A 25,304-nucleotide genomic window follows, 5' to 3' on the forward strand; every position below is an offset into this window, starting at 1 on the left:
CGCAGCCGCTCCCCTTGAATATCGCGGGCAGGCTTCGAAATTGCTCCGGGCCACGGCGATGATGGCCCGCACGGCAGCCCGGATCGATCAGGCAGGATATGGACCGCAGCGCGAAATGACGCAGGATCGGGAAAGCTCTGGATTGCAGGGTATCGTCCTTCGGGAAAGGGCGCGGCTGCTGCGCTTCCTCATCGCGCGCGGCGCCGGAGACGAAGCGGAGGATGTGGTGCAGGACCTGCTGCAACGCCTCGGCTCGGCCCCGGCGCAGCCCGTCGCCGAGCCGGTATCCTATGTGTTCCGCGCGGCGGAGAATCTGATGCGCGACCGGCATCGCTCCAACCTCAGCCGCGCGCGCCGGCAGCAGCACTGGTTCGAAAGCGGCGACAGCGATGCGGACGCGCCGCTGGGCGAGCGGGTGCTGATCGCCCGCGAGCGGCTGCGCCAAGCGGAAACCGTGCTGGCGGGGCTCGGCCATCGCGTGGAACTGGTGTTCCGCCGCTGCCGGCTGGAGGGGGTTTCGCAACCGGCCGTCGCGCGCGAGCTGGGGATCAGCCTCAGCTCGGTGGAAAAGGATTTGCAGAAGGCCTATCGCGCGCTTTCCGAACTGAAAGCGAAATATGATGCGGAGTGACCGGCCCGCCTCCGTCCTCTCAAGGTCATGGGCATGAATATGAACGATAGCGAAGCCTTGGCCGAAGCCGCGCGGCTGTGGGCGATCCGGGTGCAGGACCCCGCCTTCCAGGACTGGGATGGCTTCACCCGGTGGCTGGAGGCCGACGCCCGCCACCTCGCCGCTTATGAAAAGGCGGCGGAGGACGCGGCCTGGGCGGATGCCACACTGGCCACGCCGCAGCCCGCGCCGCCGGCGGCGGAGCCGGTCCGTCGCCCGTGGAAGCGCTTGTCGGTGGCGGCCTTCGGCGCGCTGGCCGCTTCGGTGGCGCTGGTCGGAAGCCTCACGATGCTGCGCCCCGACCCCTTGCAGCAAATCGGCACCGCGCCTGGCGAACATCGCACCGTCGCTCTGGCGGACGGTTCCACCATCACCCTCAACGGCGGCACCCGGATCCGCTTCGATCCCAAATCGCCGCGCACCGTCACGCTGGATCGGGGCGAAGCGCTTTTCCATGTGGAGCATGACGAAGCCCGCCCGTTCCTGGTGGTCGCCAGCGGTGCGCGGCTGCTGGATGTCGGCACCGTCTTCAACGTCGTCGCCGAGGGCAAGGCGATGCAGGTGGCGGTGGCCGAGGGCGCGGTGGTGTTCGAGCCCGGTCCGAAGCAAATCCGCCTGGATCCCGGCCAGACGCTGGCGCTGTCCGAACCCGGCGCCACCCCCGTCGTCGGCAAGGTGGATGCCCGCAGCATCGGCGGCTGGCAGGAGGGCCGGCTGCAATATGAGAATGCGCGGCTGGCCGACGTCGCCCGCGACCTTTCGCGCAACATCGGCCGGCCGATCCACCCCAGCGGCCGGGCCGAGCATATGCGCTTTTCCGGAACGCTGATGGTGAAGGGAACCCCCGAACAGGTGCTGACGCGCGCCGCCCCGCTGCTGGGGGTGAAATTCACCCCCCAAGGCGAAGCCTGGACGATGACACCGGCCAATGCCATGTCGAAATAGCCTCCTGGCCGCCACAGCCCTGCTTCTTGCCCCGCCGGTTCTCGCCCAGGAACCGGCGGTTCCGATTGATATTCCCAAAAGCCGGCTGGCCGAGGCGATCCGCAGGCTGGGGGACCAGAGCGGGGTGAGCGTCGGCTTCCACGACGCTTCGCTGCAAGGGCTGAAGGTGAAGGCGGTGCGCGGCCGCTACACGCCGGAGCAGGCGCTCGACGCCATGCTGCGCGAAAGTGGCGCCCGCGCCCGCCGCGTGGCGCCCGGCGCCTGGCTGGTGGAAAAAGCGCCCCGCGCGCCGGTCACCGTCCCACCGCCGGCTGCCGCCGCCCCGCCGCCGCCCGAGCCCGAAATCCTGGTGACCGGCACCAAGCGCGCCGTTCCCATCGGCTTCTATCCCGGCGGAATCCAGATCATCGACGGCGAGCGCCTGACGATCGCCGACGGCGCGCGCGGCTCCGATGCGATCGAGGCGCGCGCGGCCAGCGTCGCCACCACGCATCTGGGGCCGGGGCGCAACAAGCTGTTCATCCGGGGCGTCGCCGATTCCAGCTTCGTCGGCCCCACGCAGGCGACGGTCGGCCAATATTGGGGCAACAGCCGCATCTCCTACAGCGCGCCGGACCCGAGCCTGCGGCTTTACGACGTCGGCCGGATCGAAGTGCTGGAGGGGCCGCAGGGCACGCTCTACGGCGCCGGATCGCTGGGCGGCGTGGTGCGGGTGGTGCCGCGCGAGCCCGATCTCAGGTCGACAGGCGGAACAGCGTGGGTGGGGGCGCAGACGGTCGCGCATGGACAGCCCGGCGGCGATGCCGGCGCGATCCTCAACCTGCCGCTCTCCGAAGGCCGCCTCGCTCTGCGCGCGCTCGCCTTCGGCGCCATCGACGGCGGCTACATCGACGACAAGGGGCGCGACCTCAAGGATGTGAACGAGGTGCGCACCTATGGCGGCCGCGCCGCGCTGCGCTTCGAGCCGGGCGACGGCTGGTCGGTGAACCTGAGCGCGGTCGGCCAGCATATCGCCGGGGCGGACAGCCAATATGCCGAACGCGATGGCGACGGGCTCAGCCGCTCCAGCCGCCACGCCCAGCCGCATGGAAACGACTTCTGGCTGGCCGACCTGGTGGTTCGCAAGCAATGGGACGAGCTGGAGCTGACATCCTCCTTCGGCTACGCGCGGCAGAATGTGTTCGAGCGGTTCGAAGGCCCGCCGCTGGTCGTCGTCGCCGCCAGCGATTCCACGAAAGCCGCGCTCGCCGATCCGGAGCTGGAGCCGAGCCGGGAAGCGATGGCGGCGCGCTTTTCGCAGCGGGACCGGATCTCGATGCTGTCGGCCGAGACGCGCCTTTCCCGCCGCGGCCCCAACGGCACCGGCTGGCTGATCGGCGCCAGCCTGCTGCACAATGTGGCCGCCGTCTCCCGGCAGATGCAGACCGACATGATGCGCCTGCCGCTGACCGGGGTCCACAACAAGGTCGACGAATATACGCTCTACGGCGATGCCGCGTTCGAGCCGGCGGCCGATCTGGTGCTCACCTTCGGCGGCCGGCTGGCGCATGCCCGGCTTTCCGGCCAGTCGCGCGACACCCTGCCGGTGATGGCCCTGCGCATGGACCCGGAAGCCGCGAGCAGCCGCACTGAAACCCGCTTCCTGCCTTCCTTCGCCGCCGCCTGGCGGCCGGCGAACGACCTCACGCTGTTCGCGCGCTACCAGCAGGGCTTCCGCCCCGGCGGGATCGTGGTGCGGCGCGATTTCATCCAGCGCTTCGACGGCGACCGCCTGCAATCGATCGAAGGCGGCGCGCGCTATGGCGACGAGCGTCTGGATATCTCGGTCAGCCTTTCCTGGACCCGCTGGCACGACATCCAGGCCGATCTGGTGGACGGCTTCGGCTTCCCGACCACCTTCAACATCGGCGACGGGCGGGTCCGCTCGGTCGGCTTCTTCGCCGGCTGGCGGCCGCTGCCGGGGCTGGAACTGGATGCGGCGCTCTATCTGAACGACAGCCATGTCACTTCCTATGTCTCGGCGCTTTCGGGGGCGGAAACCGCCGTGCCGCAGGATTTCGACCGCCTGCCCAACGTCGCGGACGCGACGGGCCGCCTGGGCTTCAGCTATCAGACGGCGATGACCGCCTCGCTGGATTTCGCCGCCAGCGGCTATGGCCGCTATGTCGGCAAATCCACCCTGGGCGTCGGGCCGATCCTGGGCCAGCTGCAGGGCAATTATCTCGACACCGGGCTGGAATTCCGAATCTCGGGCGAACGGCATGCGCTCAGCCTCTCGGTCACCAACATCCTCGATTCACGCGGCAACCGCTTCGCGCTGGGCTCTCCCTTCCTGGTGCGGGACCATAACCAGATCACGCCGCTGCAGCCCCGCCGGATCCGGCTGGGGCTGGAAACCAGCTTCTGATCGGTCACGTCCGGCAGAAGAAATCGACGGCGCCGACCTGCGGAATTCCGAGACAGACCCTTACTGGGCCGGCACAGGGGAATCCCGCCTTGCATCTGCCGGCCGCCTGAAAAAGCAGGATTCGACGGAAATGGAAATGGTGGGCGCGGCAAGGATTGAACTTGCGACCACTGCGATGTCAACACAGTGCTCTACCACTGAGCTACGCGCCCACACTTGGCCGATGCAAAGGCATCGGGGAGGCGGCCATAGCCGTGCCGGCCCGAAAGGGCAAGCCCCCGGCCGCTCAGTCGAGCGCGGCCGGGGCGACCGTCCTGAAATGCGCCGGCGGCGTCATCCCCATGGTGAGATAGAGGCGCGCCAGATCGTCGAACTTCATCTCCGGGATGGGATGCACCTTGTGCGCCGCCACCAGCAGCAGCGCGCCGCCGATCGGCACCGGCGCCGTCGGGATCAGCACCAGCCGCGCCGGGCCGCCGCCGACGTCATAGGTCTCCGCCGAGGCTAGAAAAGCGATGGTCTCCACGCCGCCGCCGAACTCCACCCGGCAGACCCCCATCGACTGCATCTCCTCCGCCTTGCCGCCGCCCATCGAGCGCAGAAGCTGCGCCACCGGCCGATAGACATTGCCCAGGAGTGGAATGCGGCCGACCATCCCGTCGACCCACTCCTCCAGCGCCTTCTTCGCCCGGTCCTGCACCAGAAAGCCCAAAGCCGTCACGAAGGCGCCCACCAGCAGCACGCCGATCGCGAAGGAGAAGAGCGGATGCGCCCGCTCGCCCGCGAACAGGCGGCCGCCGGCGGTCAGCACATGGCCCACCAGCGAATCCGGGCCGACGAAGCCGATGAGCTGGGAGAACACCCAGGCCAGCACGATCGCCGTCAGCAGCAGCGGTCCCAGAAAGGCGAGGCCGGTGAGGAAAGCCCGGGTTATCGTCCCGAAGGTGTAGACCCGGGGCAGCTTCATGCCAGCCGCGCGAGGATGGCGTCGCCCATCTCGCGGGTGGAAAGCCGGCCGCCGAGATCGGCCGTGCGGGCGCCGGAGTCCAGCGCCGCCTCCACCGCCGCTTCCAGCCTGTCGGCCGCTTCCGGCGCGCCCAGCGAATGGCGGAGCGCCATCGCCAGGCTGAGGATCGAGGCGCAGGGGTTGGCGACGCCCTGCCCGGCGATGTCGGGCGCGGAGCCATGGATCGGCTCGTAGAGGCCGGGCCTGCACTTTTCGCCCAGCGCCGCGGACGGCAGCATGCCGAGCGATCCCGTCGACATGGCGGCGAGATCGGATAGCAGGTCGCCGAACAGATTGTCGGTCAGGATGATGTCGAACTGCTTTGGCGCCTTCACCAGCTGCATGGCGCAATTGTCGGCATACATATGGGTGAGCGCCACATCGGCATAGCTTTCGTCGCGCAGCTTCTGCACTTCCTCGCGCCAGAGCACGCCCGATTCCATCACATTGGCCTTCTCCACCGAGCAGACCTTGCCGCCCCGCGCCCGCGCCAGTTCGAAGGCGGTGGTGGCCACGCGGCGGATTTCATGCGTGGTGTAGCTTTGCGTGTTGAAGCCGCGCCGCTCGCCATTGGGCAGGGTCTCGATCCCGCGCGGCTGGCCGAAATAGACGCCGCCCACGAGTTCCCGCACGAAGAGGATGTCGATCCCCTCGATCACCTCCGGCTTCAGCGTGGAGGCGCTGGCGAGCGCCGCGAAGCAGCGCGCCGGACGCAGATTGGCATAGACCGCCATCGCCTCGCGCAGCTTCAGCAGGCCGGCCTCGGGGCGCTTGTCGTAAGCGGTGTCCGCCCATTTCGGGCCGCCGACCGCCCCCATCAGCACGGCCGTGCTGGAAAGCGCCCGGTCCAGAACCGCGTCCGTCAGCGGCACGCCATGGGAGTCGATCGAAGCGCCGCCGAAAGCGCCTTCGGTGATTTCAAGGCCGGGCAGCGCCAGCGCATCGAGGATCCGACGGCTTTGCGCCGTCACTTCGGGGCCGATGCCGTCGCCGGGGAGGAGGAGCAGGGTGGACATGGCGCCTGCCATAAGCGGCCGCGCCGCAAATGCAAACCGTCAGCGGCCGGCGGCGCCCGCGATCCAGGGGCGTTCGCTCTGCAGCCGGCTTTCATAGGCGGCGATCTCGGGCGCCATCGCTTCCGTCAGGCCGATCTCGTCCAGCCCGTTCAGCAGGCAATGCTTGCGGAACGGGTCGATCGGGAATTCGAAACGGTCCTGATAGGGGGTGGTCACCACCTGATTCTCCAGGTCCACGGTGATCGGCTGACCTTCGGCCGCCACCTGCATCAGCCGGTCCACCTGCTCCTGCGGCAGCTTCACCAGCAGCAGGCCGTTCTTGAAGCTGTTGCCCGAGAAGATGTCGGCGAAGCTGGGGCCGATGATGGCGCGGAAGCCCAGGTCCATCAGCGCCCAGGGGGCATGTTCGCGGCTGGAGCCGCAGCCGAAATTGTCGCCGACGATCAGGATCGGCGCGCCCTTGTTCTCCGGCCGGTCGAAGAGATTGTCGGGATTCTCGCGAATCGCCGCGAAGGCGCCACGGCCCAGACCATCGCGGGTGACGGCCTTCAGGAAGCGCGAGGGGATGATGACGTCGGTGTCGACATTGGCGGCGCCGAACGGCACCGCGCGGCCGGAAAGGGTGGAGACGGGCTGCATGATGCGCCCGCCTCTAGACCGGGAAACCGCCGGATGCCAGCCTCTCCGGCCGGCCAGCCGGCCGATTACTCGGCAGCCTTGGCTTCCTTGCTGGCCTTGTAGCGCTCGACCGCCGCGACCAGCAGCGCCTCGGCGCCCGCCACGTCGACGATTCGGCCGAACTTCGCCCACTTGCCCTTTTCCAGATCCTTGTAGTGCTGGAAGAAATGCCCGATCTGCTCGATCAGCACCGGCGGCAGGTCGGTGTAGTTCTTCACATTGGAATAGAAGGGGTGGAGCTTGTCCACCGGCACGGCCAGCAGCTTCTCGTCGCCGCCCGATTCGTCTTCCATCAGGATCGCACCCACCGGCCGCACGCGGATCACCGCGCCCGGCACCACGGCGTGCGGGCCGATGACGATGATGTCGATCGGGTCGCCATCGTCCGACAGGGTGTGCGGCACGAAGCCGTAATTGCCCGGATAATACATCGCCGTGTGCAGGAAGCGGTCGACGAACATGGCGCCGGACTTCTTCTCCAGCTCATATTTCACCGGCACGCCCCCCATCGGAATCTCGATGATGGCGTAGAGGTCCTTGGGCGGATTTTCCCCGGTCGGGATCTGGCTGATATCCATGTCCGGGGGCCATGATGGCGCGAGGCCGATCCGTCAAGCCAGACAAACGGCATGGCTTATGCCCATGGCGGGCATGAGCCATGCGTTCAAAGAAAAACAGGCGTTCGGCGGAAAATCAGCCCGCCACCCGATCGGACAGACCCGACACCCGCAGCTCCGCCAGCTCGTCGGCGCAGCCGGCCAGCCCCTTCCTGTGCGCGTCGCGGGCGAATTCCACCGTCACGCCCACCGCGCGCAGCTGGACCAGCTCGTCGACGCTGAGCTTCTGGAAACCCGCCGCCGCAAGGCCGCGAATATATCCGGGCGTCACGCCCATCGCGATCAACTCGTGCAGCTCGTCGAGCGAGATGCCGGGGTAGCCGGCCGCCACGATACCCCGCACAAAGCCGGGGCTCAGCCCCATCGCCTTCATCTCCACCGCATCGTCGGCGCTGATCCGGGGAACCCCGAAGGCCAGCGCCATCTGCGCGAGATAGGCCGGCGTCACCCCCATGGCCCACAGCGCGGGATCCTGCATCGCCTGCTGCCGCACCACGACCCGCACCTGCGGGCGAGGCGGGATCGGCGGCCGGGGCGGTGCCGCCACGTCCCAGGCGTCCGGCACATCGGCGGCCATATCCGCAGGCGGCGCCGGGGGCACGGGCGGGGGCGGGGCGATGGCGGCTGCGGGAACCGCCACGGGTGGCGAGGCGGGAGCCGGAGTTTCGGGTTCCGGCCATGCCACGGCGACATCGGCGACCAGCGCCGGCTCTTCCGTCTCCACCAGTTGGTCGGCGAAGACGACCGGGGCCACCACATCTTCGGGCTGCGGCACCGCCTCCACCGGCGCAAGCGCCTGAACCGGCGGAACGCCCGGCCTTGCCGCGACAGCGGGCGCCGGCACGATCTGCAGCATCGCCAGCGAAACCGCGCCCGCGAACACCGCCAGTCCGGCCAGCACCGTCCAGAGCGAGCCGGACAGGCGGTTGCGGGCGCCATCGTCCAATATGCGGTGTATGCGGCGGCCGAGGCCGCTGGAGGCGACCATCGGCGTGGCGGGCAAGGCGTTGCACGGCGGCAAGGCGACCGCGCTCAGCAGCGCCTGCGCATAGCTGCCCGGGTCCAGCCGCCTGACCGCCGTCATGTCGGCGGCCTCCTCCGATTGCTCGGCCAGCCTGCGGTCCAGCAGCCAGACCAGCGGATTGAACCAGAACAGCGCCAGCGCCAGCCGGGACAGGATCAGCATCGGCCAGTCGCCGCCGGCGATATGCGCATATTCATGCGCCAGCACCGCTTCGGCCTGCTCGTCGCGCTTCACCGTCCGCCGGTCCAGCAGGATGGCCGGGCGGCGCAGGCCCCAGCCGAGCGGCGCCGGAACATCCGCCGATTGCAGCACCCGGACAGGGCGCTTCACGCCGGTGCGGTATTTCGCCCGCTCCTCGGCCGCATCCCACAGGGGATGCACCACCGGGCTGGCGTTCCGGGTCCATTGCCGCAGCGTCCAGATGCCGGTCGCCAGATGCGACAGCACCGCCCCCACGCCCAGGCCATAGACGACCAGCAGCAGGAAGGGCCAATCGAGCAATGCGCCGGTTTCGACGGCGGCAACGGCCATGGTTTCGTCCGCTGGCGCCAGGCGCGCGCCGACGGGCGCCAGCGCCGGAGCATGGGCGGGCGCAAGCCCGGCCAGCGCCGCCGGCTGTTCCACCTCCAGCTTCGGCCCGAAGGCCGCCGCCAGCGGCAAGGCCAGCAGCAGGAACACCGTCAGCCGCAGCAGGAACACCCGGTCCGCCGCCGAACGGTGCCGAAGCAGCAGCAGAAGCGAAAGCCCCAGCAACACGACCAGGGCGGATTTCCAGCCCATCTCCAGGAAGAAGGCGGGGGTCATGCCTGCTGCTCCGCCGCCTGGTTCTTTCTCGCTCGGTCGATCGCCTGCTGCAGGCTTTCCACTTCGTCGGGCGCCAGGCCGCGCGTCAGGCCCAGAAGCGCCGTTGCGGCGCTGGCGGCCGAGCCGTCGAAGAAGGTCTTCACCATCTGCTTCAGCGCCGATTCGCGCACATCGCTTTCGCGCGGGACGATGGCATAGGCATAAGCGCCATCCTGTTCCCGGTGGCGGATAAGCCCCTTCGCTTCCAGTCGCGCCAGCATGGTGCGCACCGCCGAATAGCCGGGCGCATTCGCCATGCGCTCGCGCACCTCGGCGGCCGTCGCTTCGTCGAGGCCGCACAATATCTCGAATATCTCGCGCTCTCGGCGGGGAAGGACGGGAATCATGGCATCCTCTCAATGCTACATTTGTCACATGCCACAAATGTAGCAGCGGGAAAAGACCCCATTTCCCGCCGCCGGGGCGGTTTGAACGAAACGTCTACATTCGTCACCCCGGGCTTGACCCGGGGCGACGACTCGTCCTGTTCTATTCAAACTGGCCCGCCCCCCATTTCCCATGGACTGGACAAGCGCTCCCCTTTGGAGTTGAAACGCGCCATGGCTCCCACAGGAGAATTTCCTTGCGACTATCCGATTCCGTTTCCGCCGCGGCCCTCGCGGCGCTCCTCATGATGTCCAGCGCTCCCGCTCTCGCCGCCCCCGGCCAGAATGCGGCCAACGCCGCGCTCGCCGCAAACCCGCTGGTCGGCGACTGGACCACGCCCGACGGCGCCCCGCCCTACGACCGGATCAAGCCGGAACATTATCTCCCCGCCTTCGAGGAAGGGATGCGCCTCGCCCGACAGGAGCTGAACAGCATCGGCCGCCAGCGCTCCGCGCCGACCTTCGAGAACACGATCGAAGCGATCGAACGCGGCAGCCAGCTCCTCAACCGCACTTCTCTCGCCTTCTTCACCGTCGCCCCCAGCGACGGCACTCCGGAAATCCAGAAGGTGGAAGAGGAAATCTCGCCCAGGCTCGCCCGCTTCCAGAGCGACACCTATCTCGACCCCATTCTCTTCTCCCGCATCGACACGCTCTACAAGCAGCGGGAGAAGCTGAACCTCACGCCCGAGCAGGCACGGCTGCTGGAGGTCACGCACATGAACTTCGTGCGCGCCGGCGCCGCCCTGCCGGAGGCCGGGCGCAAGCGCCTCTCCGCCATCGACGAGCAGTTGGCGAAGCTGAGCTTCGAGTTCGGCAAGCGCGTGCTCGCCGACCAGAAGGCGGGCGACACGCTGCTCGGCGCCGACGAGATGGCCGGCCTGCCCGAAGCCTTCAAATCCGCCGCCGCCGCCAAGGCCGCCGCCGGCAAGCCGGGGCAATATCTGATCAGCGCCACCCGCTCCGACTTCGAGCCTTTCCTGACGCTCGGCAGCAATCGCGCCGCGCGGGAAAAGATATTCAGGGCGTTCGACAACCGCGGCGACAATGGCAACGCCAACGACACCAACGCCCTCATCAGGGAAATGGTGACGCTGCGGCTGGAGCGGGCGAAGCTGCTCGGCTACAAGTCGCACGCGGATTATGCGCTGGAAAATTCTATGGCGCGCACGCCCGATGCGGCGATGGCGCTGCTGAACCAGGTCTATGGCGCCGGCCTGCGGCAGGCGAAGATCGAGGAAGCCGATCTTCTGAAACTCGCCGCCTCGGACGGCGTGCAGACGCTGGAGCCGTGGGACTGGCGCTTCTATTCCGAAAAGGTCCGGGCCGAGCGCTACGCCTTCGACGAGAATCAGCTTAAGCCCTATCTGCCGCTGGAAGGCATCCTAAACGGCCTGAAGGAAACCAACGAGCGGCTGTTCGGCGTGAAGCTGGTCGAGCGCAAGGACATCCCCACCTGGACGCAGGGCGTGCGCACCTTCGACGTGTTCGAGGCGGACGGCCGCCGCATCGGCCTCTTCTACGGCGACTGGTTCGGCCGCGACACCAAGGCGCCGGGCGCCTGGATGAACGAAGTCCGCATGCAGAACGGCCTGACCGGCGCCACACCGCAGGTCGCCAACAACACCAACTACACGCCGCCCGCCGCCGGCCAGCCGGCGCTGATTTCCTACGACGATGCGGAAACGATGTTCCACGAATTCGGCCATGCGCTGCACGGCCTGCTGTCGAACACCCGCTACGCCTCGCTTTCGGGCACCAACGTCTATCGCGACTTCGTGGAGTTCCCCAGCCAGGTCTATGAGCATTGGCTGTCGGACCGGGGCATCCTCGAGCGCCACGCCCGCAACGCGAAGGGCGAGCCGATGCCGACGCAATTGCTCGATGCGCTGAACAAGGCCCGCAACTTCAACCAGGGCTATCTGACGGTGCAGCAACTGGCCTCGGCCATCGTCGACATGGAACTGCATAAGCTGGAGACGATCCCCGCCGACTTCGACCCGCAGGCGTTCGAGCGCGACACGCTGGCGAAATATGGCGTGCCGCACGCGGTGGGGATGCGCCACCGCCTGTCGCACTTCGGCCATCTGTTCAACGGCGGCTATTCGGCCGGCTATTACGCCTACACCTGGGCGGAAGTGCTGGAGGCCGACGCCTTCGCGAAATGGGAAGAAGCCGGCAACATCTGGGACCGTTCGATCGCCGACAGCTACCGCAAGAACATCCTCTCGGTCGGCAACAGCCGCCCGCCGGAGGAAAGCTATCTGGCCTTCCGCGGCCGCATGCCGACGCCCGACGCGCTGCTGCGCAACCGTGGCCTGAAATAGGCTCTGATCTCTCCGGCGGGGTCAGCCCCGCCGGAGATGTTGGGCAATGCGGTCGAACGCCTCTTCAAGCGTCGCCGCATCTGGCGTCAGGCTGATCCGTAGATGCCCGCGCCCGACGTCGCCGAAACCGCTCGCCGGCATGGTGGCGACACCGGTTTTTTCCAGCAACCTATAGGCGAAGGCCACATCGTCGGCTTCGACGCCGCGGCAGTCGATCATCACGAACATACCCCCGGCCGGCATGGCGGCCTTCAGACCGGGGATGGCGTTGGCCCGCTCCACCACCAGCGCCGCGCGCTTCGCGAAGCCGCCGTGATAATCCGCCAGTTCCGCCTCCGGCAGGCCCAGGGCCTCTAGCGCCGCGTCCTGCACGAACTGGCTCACCCCGAACAGCGCGGCGGCGCTCCAGTCGCCCAGCGCAACCGTCACCTCTTCGGGCGCCAGCACCCAGCCGATGCGATAGCCGGTCATGGCGTGGCTCTTCGACAGGCTGTTGACGACGATGGTCCGCCCCTTCGGGCCATGCGCCCAGGCGCGCGGCGGCGGGGCGCCGAAACCGAAGCTCGCGTAAACCTCGTCCACCATCAGCCACAGGTCACGCGTCTCGGCCAGGTCCGACAGGCGGGCGTAGTCGGCCACCGAAAGCGCCGCGCCGCTGGGGTTGGCGGGGCTGTTCAGGAAGATCACCCGCGTGGCGGGCGTGATGGCGGCGGCGATGGCGTCGATGTCGATCGACAGGTCCGGCCGGGCGCGCGCCATCACCGCGCGGGCGCCGGTCGCCGCCACCGCGCCGGGATAGGTGGCGTAATAAGGGTCGGACAGGATAACCTCGTCCCCCTCCCCCGCCAGCAGCGCCAGCGCGGCGTAGCAGGCGTGCTGGGCGCCGGGCACCACGGCGACATTGGCGGCGTCGGCCCCTTCGCGCCGGGCGATGGCGTCGCGCAGCGCCAGTTCGCCCAGCAGCGGCGTGTAATGGGTGCGGCCCGCGTCCAGCGCCGCCTTCGTCGCCGCGACGATGGCCGGGTGCGGCGGGCAGACGGGATCGCCCAGCGTCAGCAGCAGCAGCGGCTCACCGAGCGATGTCCGCCGCAGAACCTCGTCGGCGATCGCCCAGGCGGAGGACTGCCCGCCCGCCGCCAGCCGGCCGGCCATCGGGGAAAGGCGGGGTTTGCGTCGTTCAGCCATCATCGCCGACGATCGCCTCCGCTTCGATTTCCACCCGCCATTCCGGCCGCAGCAACACCGCGCCGGCCACCATCGTGGCGGCGGGGCGGATGGCCGCGAAAACGGCTCCATGCGCCCGGCCGACCGCTTCAGCGTCGGCGGCGTCCACCAGGAACATCCGTGTGCGCACGATGTCGGCGGCAGTTCCGCCCAGCGTTTCCACCGCCTGCACGATCAACTGAAAGCAGCGCGCCGCCTGCACTTCCGCATCGCCCGGCGTGCTGGAACCGTCCGCCTCGACAGGCGCGGTGCCGGAAACCAGGATACGATTCCCCACGCGCACGGCGCGGGAAAAACCGATGCTCGCCTCATAGGGCGAGCCAGAAGAAGCGGTGGTGCGGGGAAGCGGGCTGGCCATGCCCCGGGCTCTAGCCGCCGCCCGGCCGGATGGAAAGCCGCGGCATGGGCACAACTGCCACTCCCCGCTCTGACAGGGCAGGTTCGGAAAAATGCAAAGAGACAGGCGGGAAAGCGACAAGACTTGCCGCCCGGCCAGCTTCTAGAAGCCAGCTTCAGGAAGGGGTCAACGGACCCCTTGGCACCAGACATCGGCAAGTGAGACACGATCAATGCAGGACCAGCCTTTGGAGCAGCTTGTGGAGGACCGGCCCGCATGACCCGGGATTTGCCTGCGAACCCCTTTCTGTCGGGCCTCTGGGCCCCGATGCGCGACGAACTGGACCTTGGCGAACTGGCCGTGACCGGCACGATTCCGGCGGACCTCCAGGGCCATTATTACCGGATGGGGCCGAACCCGCTGCGCGCCGACCCGAGCTTCTACCACCCCTTCATCGGCGACGGCATGGTGCATGGCATCGCCGTCTCGGGTGGCAAGGCGCTCTGGTATCGCAACCGCTTCATCCGCTCGCACCGCGTGGCCGAGGCGCTGGGCGAGGAACCGGCACCGGGCCCGCGCCATGGCGTGGCGGACACCGTCAACACCAATGTCGCCCCGATCGCCGGGCAGCTCTATGGCCTGATCGAAAGCGGCAGCACCCCGGTCGCCCTGTCGGCCGATCTGCGCAACCAGCGCTACAGCGACTTCGGCGGCACGCTGGCCGGCGCCTACAGCGCCCACCCGCATCTGGACCCGCTGACCGGCGAAACCCATGCCGTCAGCTACCAGTGGATGGAGCCCGGCAAGGCCGCGCATGTGGTGATCGACGCGGCGGGGAAGGTTATGCGGGAGGAGCCGCTGGGCCTGCCGCACGGGCCGATGATCCACGACTGCGCCATCACCCGACGCTTCCTGATCCTGCTGGACATGCCCGCCGCCTTCGTGCCCGAAGCGGCCAAAGCCGGAAGCCCTTTGCCCTATGCCTGGCAGCCTGATCTACCCTGCCGCGTCGGCCTGCTGCCGCGCAACGGCACGGCCGCCGACATCCTCTGGTGCGAGGCGCCGCTTTCCTATGTCTATCACGTAGCCAATGCCTATGACGCGGACGACGGTAAGGTGACCCTAGATGTCTGCGCCTTCGAAACCATGTTCGCCGAGCATCCGGACCGATGCCGGGGACTGGAGCGCTGGACGATCGACCCGGACGCGCGAACCATTTCCATCCGCGTCATCGACAGCGCGCCGCAGGAGTTCCCCCGGATAGACGAGCGGCTTCTCGGCCGGCAGCACCGCTGGATCCACACCCTCTCACAGCCGCGGGATCCCGCCGACACGGCGCCGGGCGGCAGCGCCCTCTACCGCCACGATCTTGAAAGCGGCGCGAAGGAGATTCACGATTTCGGCGAAGGCCGCTTCCCGGGCGAATTCATGTTCGTGCCCAAAGGCGCCGATGCCGCCGAACAGCAGGGCTGGCTGATCGGGCTGGTGATCGACAGCCGCAACGACAACACCGACCTCGTCATCCTAGACGCGCAGGCGTTCGAAGCTGAGCCTGTCGCGCGAATCCATATCCCCCACCGGGTGCCACCAGGCTTCCACGGCAACTGGGTGGCGAGCTGACCGCTTGCATTCGCTCAGAAGCGGAACAGCGACCTGAATACAGGGGAGCCTAGCCGTTTTCGCGCAGCAGTTCGCGGGCGATGATCACGCGCATGATCTCGTTGGTGCCTTCGAGGATGCGATGGACCCTGAGATCGCGCCACAGCTTCTCGATCGGATAATCCATCAGATAGCCGTAGCCGCCGTGCAATTGCAGCGCCCGGTCGACGACGGCGGAGCCGGTGTCGGTGGCGAAGCGCTTGGCCATCGCCGCGAACTTCGTCTTGTCGGGCGCCCCCGCCGTCACCTTGGCGGCGGCGAGATAGAGAAGCGCACGCGCCGCCTGAAGCTCGGTTTCCATGTCAGATAGGGTGAATTGCGTCGCCTGGAAGTCGGCGATGGCCTTGCCGAACTGCCGCCGGTCGCGGACATAGCCGAGGGTCTCGTCGATGGCGCGCTGGGCGCCGCCCAGCGAACAGGCGCCGATGTTGAGGCGGCCACCGTCCAGCCCGGCCATGGCGATTCGGAAGCCCTGGCCTTCCTCGCCCACGCGATTTTCCACCGGCACACGTACCCCATCGAAATGCACCAGCGAGGTGGGCTGCGAGCGCCAGCCGAGCTTGCGCTCATTGGCGCCGAAGGAGACGCCGGGCATGTCCTTCTCGATCACCAGGCAGGAGATGCCGTTGGCGCCGCCGTCGCCGGTGCGCACCATGGTGACATAGATATCATTGGCACCGCCGCCCGAGATGAAGGCCTTGGAGCCGGTTACGACATAATGGTCTCCGTCCCGCACTGCGCTGGTCTTCAGCGCCGCCGCGTCGGAGCCGGAGCCGGGTTCGGTGAGGCAATAGCTGGCGATCAGCTCCATCAGCACCAGCCGGGGGAGGTATTTCGTCTTCACCGCTGCGTCGCCGAAGCGGTCGATCATCCAGCTCGCCATGTTGTGGATGGAGATGAAGGCGGAGGTGGAGGGGCAGCCATAGGCCATCGCTTCCATGATGAGCGCCGATTCCAGCCGGCCGAGGCCGATGCCGCCCGATTCCTCGCTGACGTAGATGGAGCCGAAGCCCAGTTCCGCCGCCTTCACGATGGTTTCGCGCGGGAAGTGGTGCTTCTCGTCCCACTCGGCCGCAAAGGGGGTGATCTCCGTCGCGGTGAAGCGGCGCGCCATGTCCTGGATGGCGAGTTGGTCCTCAGTCAGGGCGAATTGCGGCATGTCGTCACCTCAAGGTCGAATGGCCGAAGATGTTCCCCTTCGGTCCGGAAGCACGGATCATATGGTGCGGGTTATCGCCGCCGAAGCGCAGACAGGGCAAGGCCGACTTACCGGCGACCGGATGCGCCATATTCGCCCCCCCCTCACCGCTTTTCGCCGCGTGATCTCCCACCTCACTCCTGCGGTGTCGCAAGCGCGCAGGCAATCGGCGAAATTGCATATATGGGCTGCAAACATGCAGGCAGATGGGTCGCTCGCTGCCGCGCGGCAGCGAAATTGCCACGGCGTCAGCCCGTGCGTTCATATTGCAGGGCTAACACTCAACTCCGGATCAGGCTGGCCGCGTACCACCCCAGCGCCATGGCCGGGGCATTGGTGTTGCCGGACACCAGCCCCGGCATCACCGAACAGTCCGCCACGCGCACGCCCTCCACGCCGCGCACACGAAGCCGCGGGTCGCACACCTCCGCCTCGCCGCCCATACGGCAGCTTCCGACCGCATGGGTGCCGCAGCGGGAAAGCAGGCGGAACGCTTGCAGGATTTCCGCGTCGGTTTCCACGGTGGAGCCGGGAGCCAGTTCCTCGCTGAGGAACCGGGAGATGGCCGGCTGCGCCATCAGCCGGCGCATGGTGTGCACCGCCGCCACAGCCGTTGCCTCGTCATTGGCGGTGGAGAGCCAGTTGGGCTTGATCACCAGACCATCGTCCGATCCGGCGCCACGGATATACACCTCGCCTTCGCTCTCCAGCGAGATGAGCTGGGCATAGAGGGTGAGCCCCGGCTCCTTTTCCACCGCCGCAAGCTGCACCGGATAATTGGCGTTGGACACACGGCGGAACGTGAAGGCGGAACCGAAAAGCTGCATGTCCGGCAGCGCCACCTCCGGGCGGGAGCGCAGGAAAGCACCGATTTCATATGGCCCGGTCGCCAGCGGCCCGCTGTGTGTCAGCAGGTAGCGCAGCACGTTGCGCGCCAAGCCAAGCCCATGGAACTCGCGATTGTTTCCCGCCACGCCGCGCAGGCGGAAAGGCATGGAGAAGCCCAGATGGTCCTGCATGTGCCGCCCAACCCCGGCGCGGTCGGCAACGACGTCGATCCCCAGCCCGGACAGCAACGCCCCCGGCCCCACGCCCGAGCGCTGGAGAATCGCCGGAGACACCACCGCCCCGGTCGACAGGATGACTTCGCCACCGATGGTGTAGACACGCGGCCCTTCCGGCCCTCGCGCCTCCACCGCCACCGCCCGGCGCCCGTCGAAGCGAATCCGCTCCACCGCCACACCGGTTTCAATCTGCAGATTGGGGCGACGACGCGCCGGTTTCAGGAAGGCCGTGGCCGCGCTCTGCCGGCGCCCGTGCCGGATGTTGTGCGCATAATAGCCGATCCCTTCCTGCCCGGGGCTGTTCAGATCTTCCTTGCGGCGGAGCCCCATGGTCTCGCCCGCCTCGATAAGCGCTTCGGCCAGCGGATAGCGAAACTTGCCGCTGCTCACATGCACCGGCCCGCCCACGCCGCGCCCATCCCCCGCGCCCAGTTCATGGTCCTCGATCGCCATGAAGGCGTCGCGCATAGTGTCGGCTCCCCAACCGGTGGCGCCAAGCCTTTCCCAGGCTTCGTAATCCTCCGGTCGGCCGCGCACCCAGATCATGCCGTTGATGGCGGAAGAGCCGCCCAGGCCCTTTCCACGCACCCAGCTTTCCGTGGACGGCACATCGGCGACGCGCCGCTGCTCGACGGGATAGATCCAGGCGTGGCGCGGGTTGGAAGCCAGCTTGCCTATCCCCTTGGGCATACTCACCAGAAAAGCGTCATCCACCTCACCCGCTTCCAGCAGCAGCACCCGGCAGCGCGGGTCGGCCGAAAGCCGCTCGGCCAGCACGCAGCCGGAGGATCCGGCGCCGACGATGATATAGTCCCAGGGCGCGCTCATGCCTGCGGTTCCAGCGTCGCCAGTTCCTTGCCGGCGATGTAGCCCAGCGTCATGCCCGGCCCCAGCGTTCCGCCCGCCCCGGCATAGCCGCCGGAAATGCAGCTCAGCGCGTCGTTCCCCGCAGCGTAAAGGCCGGGAATTGGCCTCCCATGCGAGTCCACCACCCGCGCGCGGCCGTCCGTGCGGATTCCGGAAAAGGTGCCAATGTCCCCCGGCACCAGTTTCAAGGCATAGAAAGGCCCCTGCTCCACCGGCCCGAGATTGGGGTGCGGCGCCTCGGGGTCGCCCTGGGAATGGTCGTAGCTGTCCTGCCCGCGCTGGAAATCCGGGTCCTGTCCCAGCCGCGCGAAGCGGTTGAATCGCTCCACGGTCGCCTCAAAGGTATTGGCGTCGATCCCGGCCTGCGCCGCCAGTTCAGCGAGCGTCTCGCCGCGCAGGATATAGCCCGAACGCACATGCTGGCCGAACGGCACCGGCGCGGGCTTCACGAAGCCCAGGCCATAGCGGCGGATGGTGCGGCTGTCGCACACCAGCCAAGCGCAGGTTTCCGGCAGGTGCGCGGTAGCGGCCACCATGGCCGGCACGAAGTCGTGATAGGGGGCGGATTCATTGGTGAAGCGCCGCCCGTCCGCCGTCACGGCCAGATAGCCAGGTTTCTGCCGGTCCACGATGTGCGGCCACATCGCCGCCGGCCCTTGACGCCCGGGGATGACGGAAGCGGGCATCCACGCTGCCGGCTGCTGCACCTTTTCCTCGACGAAACCGCCGGCGCTTTCGGCGAGACTCGCACCATCGCCCGTATTGGTCGGGACGGAAAGGCTGTGATGGCGCCGGCCGGCCGCCACATGCGGATAGGCTTTTGCCGTGCGCTCGGCATTATGTGGAAAGCCGCCGCTGGAAAGCACCACGCCGCGCCTTGCCCGCACCTCGGTGGGCTGGCCGCGAACGGAGATGACGGCCCCCGTCACCCGGCCCCCCTCCATCGTCAATTCCGTTGCCGGCGCCTCCAGCCAGAGTTCCACGCCGATATCGAAGGCGGTGCGCGAGAGCCGGGCAATCAGCGCGCGTCCGCGCACCACAGGGTCCGGCCGACCATAGCGCAGCAGGTCCTTCAGCAGCAGCCCGAACTTCCGCGCGACGAAGGCCAGTCCTTTCAGGGACCGACCGGCGCTCATCAACTGTTTCATCTCCACATTGGAGCCGACGGCCAGCCCCATGAAGTTCATCTGGGTCAGACCGGGGCGCAGCCGTTTGCGATGCTCGCCCAGCCGCCATGCCTCATAATCCTTGATCCCCAGCGAGCGCACAGCGCTATGCCCTGGATAGTCCGGATGATAATCGGGATAGGGGAAAGGGAAAAACTCAGCTTCCGTCTCCCGCTCCAGGAAGGCCACCATTTCCGGCCCATTTTCCAGGAAGGCGTCCACGCGCTCGGCGTCGAACAGATTGCCCGCCTCATGGGCGATGTAGGTGCGCGCGGCCTCGCGGCTGTCAGGCCCAAGGGTCGCGGAATGATGGTTGCCGGGAATCCAAAGCACGCCGCCGGAAAAGCAGCTTGTGCCGCCATAGATGTCGGCCTTCTCCACCATCAGCACGTCGAGCCCGGCCTTGCGGGCGGTGATCGCCGCCACAAAGGCGGCCGCTCCACTTCCGACGACCAGCACGTCCACGCTGTCAGCCTGCGCGGCCGCGGTCATGGCTGCAGCTTTCCCTTAGACCGGCGACGTCTGCGCATTCCCATCTCCCCAATTAATATAACACGCATTATATTCTATCCATTTGCCGGACAAGTCCAGAATTTCGGTTCTTATGACATGTGTCAGGGATGGTCGGACATCTGGGCCAGAATCGCCCGCAACCCACACAACGCAGCACGGGCGCGGGCCGAAGCATCCATATGTTCCGCCGCACGGGCATGTGGCACCTCCAGTGAAAGAGGCGCGCCTGCGGGGAGTGCCGCCAGCCAGCCGGCAAGGGGCAGTTCGCCCTCTCCCGGAAAGAGCCGCTGCGTCAGCGCTTCCATCATCCTCCGCTGGAAGGGCTCATGGTCGGCAGGCCCCGGGAGCGCCAGCGGCGCATCCATCACTTGCACGCCTCCCACCAGCCCGGGGGCGATTTCCGCCATGTCGGCAGGCCCTTCCCCATTGCGGTGCGCGTGCAGGATATCCACGACGCAGCGCAGGTTGCCGATTCCTTCGGCGATGATTGCCCTTGCCAGATCGGTCAGCCTCGGAATGCGGTTGATAGGGGTGGTCTCTATGCCGATCCACAAGCCATGGCTGGCCGCCAGTTCGGCGGCACGTGCCAATGTCGCCCAGCCGCGCGCCATGTCCGGGTCGCACAGGAACATGGTCAGGCTGCGTGCGCCCAATTCTCCGCCCAAGGCCACCGCCCGCTCGAAGGCTTGCCAATCGAACTCCGGCACGATCGGAAAGGATTCGAGGTTGCTGACAACAAGGCCATTGTCCGCCAATATGGCCCGCACTTCTTGCAGTTCCTGTGCGCCGTCGATCATCGCCGGGCCTGCGATCATCGCAGGGCGCCAGCGAACGAAGATATCGACAGCAGTATAACCGGCCTCGGCCGCCAGGCGGACAAAGGCCTCCATCGGCCGCACCTCCATCGCGCTCAGCTGGTGGAGCGCGATGGGGGTGATACCGTCAGAACTGCACGCGTTTCGTATAGCCACCGTCCACGACCAGATTGACGCCGGTGGTATGGGAAGAGGCCGGGCTGGCCAGGAAGACGATGCTCTTCGCCACTTCCTCGGCGCTGCCGAAGCGGCCATGCACCATCTTCGCCGCCGTCTGTTCGAACAATTCCGGCCGTCCGGCCTTGATCTTTTCCCAGTTTCCGCCTGGAAACAGGATCGGCCCCGGGGCCACGCAATTGACCCGGATTCCCTTCGGCCCGAGTGCTTGCGAAAGCTGCTTGGCATAGGTGATGAGCGCCGCCTTCAGCGCGTTGAAGGCATTGGCCGACAGGAAGGTCTCCAGCGCCGCGGTGGAAGTGAGAAAGATCACCGAGGCATGGTCGGACTTTTCAAGGAAGGGGGTCAGCGCCTCCACCCCATGCACAGCGCCCAGAATGTCCAGATTCAACGTGGCGTTCCAGTCGCCGCCAGCGCCCGAACCCGACGAGCTTACATTGTGGACGAAAATATCCGCTCCACCCAAGGCTTCGGCAGCACGCACGAGCCAGGAGCGATAAGCGTCGGGATCGGCAAGCTCGAAGGCTTCGCCGAATACCTTGCCGCCATGGCGCTGCAGACTGGAAACCGCCTCCGCCACCTGCTCGGGATTCCGCGAGAAGAAAGCGACGTCGGCGCCCTCGGCGGCAAACAGTTCCAGAGCCGCACGGCCGATGCCCCGGCTGCCGCCGGTAAGGATGACTTTGCGCCCCTTCAGTCCCAGATCCATTGCAAACTCCCGTGGTTAGATTGATCCGTCGCCGGCCGCCCAGCCGATGCCCCGGCGCACCAGTTCGCGAAAAGCCGGCTCCTCCCAGCTTCCGCGATCCACATCGGGCCACCAATCGGTCAGCGGCTGCATGTCGTGATGGCCACGGCAATGGCCCAGCGTCAGATAGAGAATGCCTCCACGCCCCACGCGCCGCAGATAGAATATCGGATGCCGCCGCCCCGGCCATTGGCTGTCGACGAAACGCGGCGTCTCCCCCTCGAACCAGGTGTCCAGCAACACATGCACGGGGGCGGTGAGATGGGCGAGATACTGCTCGTCCGTCACCTCGAATGGCTCGATCCCGCGCACCAGCGGGTGGGCCGGGTCGGCCACATCCACCCGATAGCGCTCGATAGGCGGATGCGCGGCAAAGCGGGAACCCAGAAGCTGCATGAACTCCGGGGCCTCATCCGGCGTATCGACGCGCCCATCGTCGGTGAAGCGGAGAATGGAGTTGGTGCCATGCAGAGCGAACCAGCGTCCTCCGTCGCTCAGCCAATCCCGGATGCCGGCCACCTGCTCGGGCGTCGCCACCACGTCGCAGGTATAGGAAATCATCATGCTCGACGCGGCTAGAAGCCCTATATCGGCATAGTCCTCTCGCACGCGCGTGCGGATTTCCATCCGCTCGCCCAGATGCATCAGCAACTCCGCGCGGGCGTAATCTATGTCGTGATAGCGGCCCGACGCCACGAGCACCGCATCGCGCCGCATCGTGGGGCTCGCCGTCACAAGCGTCGATCCATCAGGGTGATGGTCTCGTCCGCCAGGCAGGAATCCAGCAAGGCGCGCACACGTGGGAAATCCGGATGCGCGGCCACCGCCGCACGACCCCGCTCATAGCTGTCCACATCGGCGAGTTCCCACCAGGCCGTGTAATGGTTGATGGCCCCGGAAAGCCCATAATAGACCGACAGCAGCTTCCAGCCCTCGCGCTCCATCATCGGTTTCAGCTCGGTCTGGATCACCTCCAGCAATTCGGCCCGTTTGCCCGGCACTGCGCGGATCACATTGTGCAGGTAAACGGCCATTCCCGAACGCCCTTCCTTCTCAGCCGACCTTTTCCGGTCCTCCGCCAAGATCACATGCGGCAACCGGGCAGTCAGCCATGATATGACACAGCCCCTCGCGGAAGAAGCGTACCGTCCAGCCCCATGGGATGGACGGACGCCCTTCCAGGGAGGAACTCAGAACTTCACGGTCGCCTGCAGGGCCACTTCGCGCGGTCGCGCGATCACGCCATGCAACTCACCGGGCAAACCGCCCGGCTTCGCCGACGACACCTGTAGATAATATTCGTTGGTCAGGTTGCGGCCTATCACCGCCAGTTCCCATTTGTCGTCTGCTTCCCGCAGGCGAAGCGTGGCGTCCACGGTCATATAGGCCGGCTGGAACGCATAGGGGGCGCCATCGTCCTGGGTGCGATAGGAACTTACATATTTGCCTGCGCCAGACACACCCAGATAAAGGCTGGAACTGATCGGCACATCATAGTCGAAACCTGCAGTGAAGGTCCATTTCGGGGCCTTGGAAAGCGGATCGCCCGCCCTGTCCGTGGTGCGGACGACAGCGCCTCCAGGCCCGGTGGAAGTCACGCAGCCCGTCGCCGCAGTCTGGCCAGCCCAGCAGGGCGCCGCCGGATAGCTGGTGATGATGGCCTCGTTGTAAGACAGGGAGGAGCGCACGGACAGATCCTCGGTCGCCCGATAGCTCACCTCCACCTCTGCCCCGCGCGTGCGTGCCTCGGCGGCATTTCGAACCACATTGGTGAATATACCGCTCGGCAAATTCTCCACCGCCACTAGCTGAAGACCGCTCACATTGTAGCTATAGGCGTCGGCGCTGAAAGAAAGCCGCCGGTCGAGCGCCAGACCCTTGATGCCGATTTCGCCGCCCTTCGCCTTTTCCGGCCCGAAACCAAGGTCCGTCTCCAGCAGCGACATGGTCATGCCCGTGGGGATCGAGGCGCCTCCAGATTTGTAACCAGTCTTGTAGGCAGCGTAAATCGTCAGGTCATCCTGGGGACGCCAGCTCAGCGTGACCTCGGGCGAGATATTGTCGTCCTTGAAATTGTGCTTCAGCATCAATCCGGCTGGCAGCAGCACATTTATCGACGTCGGGTGCACATAGGTATTGCCCTGCACCGTATCCTTGGTCTCATGCGTGAAGCGCGCGCCACCCGCCAGTTCGATGGTGTCCGTAATATCCCATATCATCTGGCCGAAAACGGAGATGGCCTCGTTACGGATGCTATGCACCCGAAGGTTGGAGACGGTCAGCCCCGTCGCCGGATCCGGCTGGGGCGATCCGGGCCCCCGCGTATTGATCTGCCCCTCGCGCTTGGACTTCTCGAAATAGGCGCCGACGGCGAAGTTCACAGGGCCGTCGAAATCGCTGTTCACCCGCAGTTCCTGGGTGAACAGACGCGACGTCTCCGTCACATAGCCCGGGAAACGCATGAAACTGTCGTAACCATAGTTGGAGAAGGTCTCGAAATCCCCCCAGCTATAACCGGTGACAGAGGTAAGGGCGATCGACCCCAGATCATAGTTCATGTTGAGCGTGGCCAGAACGGCGTCGACTTCGGAGTACATCTTGCCGTCGCGCGCGCCCGGATAGCCGGCGGCCACATTCTCGGGCAGGTTGCCGGCCTGGATACGGTTATCGGCGCGGCAGTCCCCATAAGGATCGGTCACGCGCAGAACGCCATTGGTCGTGGTGGGCAGGTCATAGCCGTCCGCGCAGCGGACAGACTGGGCAATCTGCCCCATGCCATTGTCACGATAGCGGTTGCCCAGCACTTTCAGGTTCGCGGTGAATCTGTCCATCGGATCCCATTTCAGGGTCAGACGACCTGTAAGGGTATCGCTGCCCACCGCGCGGTCGGGGCCGCCCGGCAGTGGCGCCGAAGGCTCCAGGGGATTGTCCGGGATCGGACCGGAGGTATTCCGCAGATAGCCCTTCATGTCGGAGTAGCGCACCGCCAGCCGCGCGCCCAGCGTGTCGGTCAGCGGAGCGGAGACATAGCCTTCCAGATAAGCCTCGTCCGCCACGAATTCGTAACCGCCACGAATGGAAGCCTCGAACTCCGCGCCGGGATCATTCGAACGGACGGAAACGACGCCTGCCGGACTGTTCTTGCCGAAGAAGAGCGCCTGCGGGCCTTTCAGCACCTCCACCTGCGCCACATCGAAGAAAGCGACGTTGGTGATGAAGCCTCGGCTGATCTGAATGCCGTCGATGTTCACCGAAACCGTCTGATCGATGCCGAAATCGTTGAAGGTGGAGCCGAGGCCACGGATGGTCATGCTGGCACCGGTGCCGGAAGCGGCCTTCACAATGGTCACATTGGGCAGCATGATCGCGACCCGGTTCAAGTCGTTCACATTGTAGCGCGCGAGCTGGTCGCCGGAGAGGGCGCTGATCGCCACCGGCACGTCCACAAGGCTTTCGCTGCGCTTGCGAGCGGTGACGATGATATCGGCCTCGCTCACCGACGACCCGGTATCCGCAGCCCCATCCGCTGCCGCGAAAGACGGGGCAGGCCCCGCGAGCAGCGCAATGGCGGCAGCGGCCACGATTCGTTCCCGCATCAGAACGCTCTTTTTCATATT

Annotated in this window: 21 protein-coding genes and 1 tRNA gene; 5 read left to right on the forward strand and 17 right to left on the reverse strand. The window is 66.8% G+C overall.

What is annotated here, in order from left to right; translation table 11 throughout:
• Positions 1-115: 115 nt before the first annotated feature.
• Genes L6Q21_RS05905 through L6Q21_RS05915 form a run of 3 tightly spaced genes read left to right on the forward strand, consistent with a single transcriptional unit; the run spans position 116 to position 4,022 of the window.
• A complete protein-coding gene (locus L6Q21_RS05905; protein ID WP_237830022.1) occupies positions 116-631 on the forward strand; it encodes an RNA polymerase sigma factor in 516 nt (171 codons plus the stop codon).
• 33 nt (positions 632-664) lie between these two features.
• Positions 665-1,615, forward strand: coding sequence for a FecR family protein (locus tag L6Q21_RS05910; protein WP_237829745.1), 951 nt, complete (start codon positions 665-667; stop codon positions 1,613-1,615).
• Positions 1,599-4,022 (forward strand): TonB-dependent receptor, encoded by a 2,424-nt coding sequence (locus L6Q21_RS05915; protein WP_237829747.1) that lies wholly within the window; start codon positions 1,599-1,601, stop codon positions 4,020-4,022. Before L6Q21_RS05910 ends, L6Q21_RS05915 begins: the two co-directional genes overlap by 17 nt.
• A 137-nt stretch (positions 4,023-4,159) precedes the next feature.
• Here the strand turns inward: L6Q21_RS05915 and L6Q21_RS05920 are convergent.
• From L6Q21_RS05920 to L6Q21_RS05950, 7 genes are all read right to left on the reverse strand, one after another.
• Positions 4,160-4,234, reverse strand: a tRNA-Val gene (locus L6Q21_RS05920).
• 74 nt (positions 4,235-4,308) lie between these two features.
• Entirely contained in the window at positions 4,309-4,989 is a 681-nt protein-coding gene (locus L6Q21_RS05925) for a DUF502 domain-containing protein (RefSeq protein WP_237829748.1), read from the reverse strand.
• Positions 4,986-6,044 (reverse strand): 3-isopropylmalate dehydrogenase, encoded by a 1,059-nt coding sequence (leuB, locus tag L6Q21_RS05930; protein ID WP_237829749.1) that lies wholly within the window; start codon positions 6,042-6,044, stop codon positions 4,986-4,988. The genes L6Q21_RS05925 and leuB overlap by 4 nt, the downstream gene beginning before the upstream one ends.
• 39 nt (positions 6,045-6,083) lie before the next feature.
• The gene (leuD, locus tag L6Q21_RS05935; protein WP_237829750.1) at positions 6,084-6,683 is read right to left on the reverse strand and encodes a 3-isopropylmalate dehydratase small subunit; all 600 of its coding nucleotides are present in this window, start codon (positions 6,681-6,683) and stop codon (positions 6,084-6,086) included.
• Between the two features lie 65 nt (positions 6,684-6,748).
• On the reverse strand, positions 6,749-7,300 hold the full coding sequence (gene ppa, locus L6Q21_RS05940) for an inorganic diphosphatase (RefSeq protein ID WP_237829751.1): 552 nt from the start codon (positions 7,298-7,300) through the stop codon (positions 6,749-6,751).
• Between the two features lie 115 nt (positions 7,301-7,415).
• A complete protein-coding gene (locus tag L6Q21_RS05945; RefSeq protein ID WP_237829752.1) occupies positions 7,416-9,167 on the reverse strand; it encodes a M56 family metallopeptidase in 1,752 nt (583 codons plus the stop codon).
• Positions 9,164-9,553 carry a BlaI/MecI/CopY family transcriptional regulator gene (locus L6Q21_RS05950; protein ID WP_237829753.1) on the reverse strand — a complete coding sequence of 130 codons (390 nt, stop codon included), beginning with the start codon at positions 9,551-9,553 and terminating at the stop codon, positions 9,164-9,166. The genes L6Q21_RS05945 and L6Q21_RS05950 overlap by 4 nt, the downstream gene beginning before the upstream one ends.
• A gap of 236 nt (positions 9,554-9,789) precedes the next feature.
• On the opposite strand from L6Q21_RS05950, the gene L6Q21_RS05955 reads away from it, so the two are divergent.
• Positions 9,790-11,919, forward strand: a complete 2,130-nt coding sequence (locus L6Q21_RS05955; RefSeq protein ID WP_237829755.1) for a M3 family metallopeptidase — start codon at positions 9,790-9,792, stop codon at positions 11,917-11,919.
• 21 nt (positions 11,920-11,940) lie between these two features.
• Here L6Q21_RS05955 and L6Q21_RS05960 read toward each other — a convergent pair whose 3' ends face one another.
• Both L6Q21_RS05960 and L6Q21_RS05965 read right to left on the reverse strand, forming a co-directional pair.
• Positions 11,941-13,107, reverse strand: coding sequence for a pyridoxal phosphate-dependent aminotransferase (locus tag L6Q21_RS05960; RefSeq protein WP_237829757.1), 1,167 nt, complete (start codon positions 13,105-13,107; stop codon positions 11,941-11,943).
• Positions 13,097-13,501 (reverse strand): RidA family protein, encoded by a 405-nt coding sequence (locus L6Q21_RS05965; RefSeq protein ID WP_237829758.1) that lies wholly within the window; start codon positions 13,499-13,501, stop codon positions 13,097-13,099. The genes L6Q21_RS05960 and L6Q21_RS05965 overlap by 11 nt, the downstream gene beginning before the upstream one ends.
• A 255-nt stretch (positions 13,502-13,756) precedes the next feature.
• Between L6Q21_RS05965 and L6Q21_RS05970 the strand changes: the two genes are divergently transcribed.
• Entirely contained in the window at positions 13,757-15,100 is a 1,344-nt protein-coding gene (locus tag L6Q21_RS05970) for a carotenoid oxygenase family protein (RefSeq protein WP_237829759.1), read from the forward strand.
• A 49-nt stretch (positions 15,101-15,149) separates the two neighbouring features.
• On the opposite strand, the gene L6Q21_RS05975 is transcribed toward L6Q21_RS05970, so the two are convergent.
• The 8 genes from L6Q21_RS05975 to L6Q21_RS06010 all read right to left on the reverse strand — a co-directional run bounded on the left by L6Q21_RS05975 (position 15,150) and on the right by L6Q21_RS06010 (position 25,301).
• Positions 15,150-16,298, reverse strand: a complete 1,149-nt coding sequence (locus tag L6Q21_RS05975; RefSeq protein WP_237829760.1) for an acyl-CoA dehydrogenase family protein — start codon at positions 16,296-16,298, stop codon at positions 15,150-15,152.
• Positions 16,299-16,618: 320 nt separating this feature from the next.
• On the reverse strand, positions 16,619-18,229 hold the full coding sequence (locus L6Q21_RS05980; RefSeq protein WP_237829761.1) for a GMC family oxidoreductase: 1,611 nt from the start codon (positions 18,227-18,229) through the stop codon (positions 16,619-16,621).
• Positions 18,226-19,926 carry an FAD-binding protein gene (locus L6Q21_RS05985; RefSeq protein WP_237829762.1) on the reverse strand — a complete coding sequence of 567 codons (1,701 nt, stop codon included), beginning with the start codon at positions 19,924-19,926 and terminating at the stop codon, positions 18,226-18,228. Before L6Q21_RS05985 ends, L6Q21_RS05980 begins: the two co-directional genes overlap by 4 nt.
• Positions 19,927-20,048: 122 nt before the next feature.
• Positions 20,049-20,918 carry a sugar phosphate isomerase/epimerase family protein gene (locus L6Q21_RS05990; RefSeq protein ID WP_237829763.1) on the reverse strand — a complete coding sequence of 290 codons (870 nt, stop codon included), beginning with the start codon at positions 20,916-20,918 and terminating at the stop codon, positions 20,049-20,051.
• Complete coding sequence (locus L6Q21_RS05995) at positions 20,890-21,648, reverse strand: SDR family NAD(P)-dependent oxidoreductase (RefSeq protein WP_237829764.1); 759 nt, start codon at positions 21,646-21,648, stop codon at positions 20,890-20,892. The genes L6Q21_RS05990 and L6Q21_RS05995 overlap by 29 nt, the downstream gene beginning before the upstream one ends.
• A 15-nt stretch (positions 21,649-21,663) precedes the next feature.
• Positions 21,664-22,422 (reverse strand): ThuA domain-containing protein, encoded by a 759-nt coding sequence (locus L6Q21_RS06000; RefSeq protein ID WP_237829766.1) that lies wholly within the window; start codon positions 22,420-22,422, stop codon positions 21,664-21,666.
• Entirely contained in the window at positions 22,419-22,721 is a 303-nt protein-coding gene (locus L6Q21_RS06005; protein WP_237829768.1) for an NIPSNAP family protein, read from the reverse strand. Before L6Q21_RS06005 ends, L6Q21_RS06000 begins: the two co-directional genes overlap by 4 nt.
• A 156-nt stretch (positions 22,722-22,877) precedes the next feature.
• Positions 22,878-25,301 (reverse strand): TonB-dependent receptor, encoded by a 2,424-nt coding sequence (locus tag L6Q21_RS06010; RefSeq protein ID WP_237829769.1) that lies wholly within the window; start codon positions 25,299-25,301, stop codon positions 22,878-22,880.
• Positions 25,302-25,304: the final 3 nt, after the last annotated feature.

It is taken from the genome of Sandaracinobacteroides sayramensis, assembly GCF_022014495.1.
Taxonomy (GTDB): Bacteria; Pseudomonadota; Alphaproteobacteria; order Sphingomonadales; family Sphingomonadaceae; genus Sandaracinobacteroides; species Sandaracinobacteroides sayramense.

Bases quoted from the DNA above. Each gene is read 5' to 3' on its own strand.
- L6Q21_RS05905 (WP_237830022.1), top strand. From the start codon at position 116: ATGACGCAGGATCGGGAAAGCTCTGGATTGCAGGGTATCGTCCTTCGG.
- L6Q21_RS05910 (WP_237829745.1), top strand. From the start codon at position 665: ATGAATATGAACGATAGCGAAGCCTTGGCCGAAGCCGCGCGGCTGTGG.
- L6Q21_RS05915 (WP_237829747.1), top strand. From the start codon at position 1,599: ATGCCATGTCGAAATAGCCTCCTGGCCGCCACAGCCCTGCTTCTTGCC.
- L6Q21_RS05925 (WP_237829748.1), bottom strand. From the start codon at position 4,989: ATGAAGCTGCCCCGGGTCTACACCTTCGGGACGATAACCCGGGCTTTC.
- leuB (WP_237829749.1), bottom strand. From the start codon at position 6,044: ATGTCCACCCTGCTCCTCCTCCCCGGCGACGGCATCGGCCCCGAAGTG.
- leuD (WP_237829750.1), bottom strand. From the start codon at position 6,683: ATGCAGCCCGTCTCCACCCTTTCCGGCCGCGCGGTGCCGTTCGGCGCC.
- ppa (WP_237829751.1), bottom strand. From the start codon at position 7,300: ATGGATATCAGCCAGATCCCGACCGGGGAAAATCCGCCCAAGGACCTC.
- L6Q21_RS05945 (WP_237829752.1), bottom strand. From the start codon at position 9,167: ATGACCCCCGCCTTCTTCCTGGAGATGGGCTGGAAATCCGCCCTGGTC.
- L6Q21_RS05950 (WP_237829753.1), bottom strand. From the start codon at position 9,553: ATGATTCCCGTCCTTCCCCGCCGAGAGCGCGAGATATTCGAGATATTG.
- L6Q21_RS05960 (WP_237829757.1), bottom strand. From the start codon at position 13,107: ATGATGGCTGAACGACGCAAACCCCGCCTTTCCCCGATGGCCGGCCGG.
- L6Q21_RS05965 (WP_237829758.1), bottom strand. From the start codon at position 13,501: ATGGCCAGCCCGCTTCCCCGCACCACCGCTTCTTCTGGCTCGCCCTAT.
- L6Q21_RS05970 (WP_237829759.1), top strand. From the start codon at position 13,757: ATGACCCGGGATTTGCCTGCGAACCCCTTTCTGTCGGGCCTCTGGGCC.
- L6Q21_RS05975 (WP_237829760.1), bottom strand. From the start codon at position 16,298: ATGCCGCAATTCGCCCTGACTGAGGACCAACTCGCCATCCAGGACATG.
- L6Q21_RS05980 (WP_237829761.1), bottom strand. From the start codon at position 18,229: ATGAGCGCGCCCTGGGACTATATCATCGTCGGCGCCGGATCCTCCGGC.
- L6Q21_RS05985 (WP_237829762.1), bottom strand. From the start codon at position 19,926: ATGACCGCGGCCGCGCAGGCTGACAGCGTGGACGTGCTGGTCGTCGGA.
- L6Q21_RS05995 (WP_237829764.1), bottom strand. From the start codon at position 21,648: ATGGATCTGGGACTGAAGGGGCGCAAAGTCATCCTTACCGGCGGCAGC.
- L6Q21_RS06005 (WP_237829768.1), bottom strand. From the start codon at position 22,721: ATGGCCGTTTACCTGCACAATGTGATCCGCGCAGTGCCGGGCAAACGG.
- L6Q21_RS06010 (WP_237829769.1), bottom strand. From the start codon at position 25,301: ATGAAAAAGAGCGTTCTGATGCGGGAACGAATCGTGGCCGCTGCCGCC.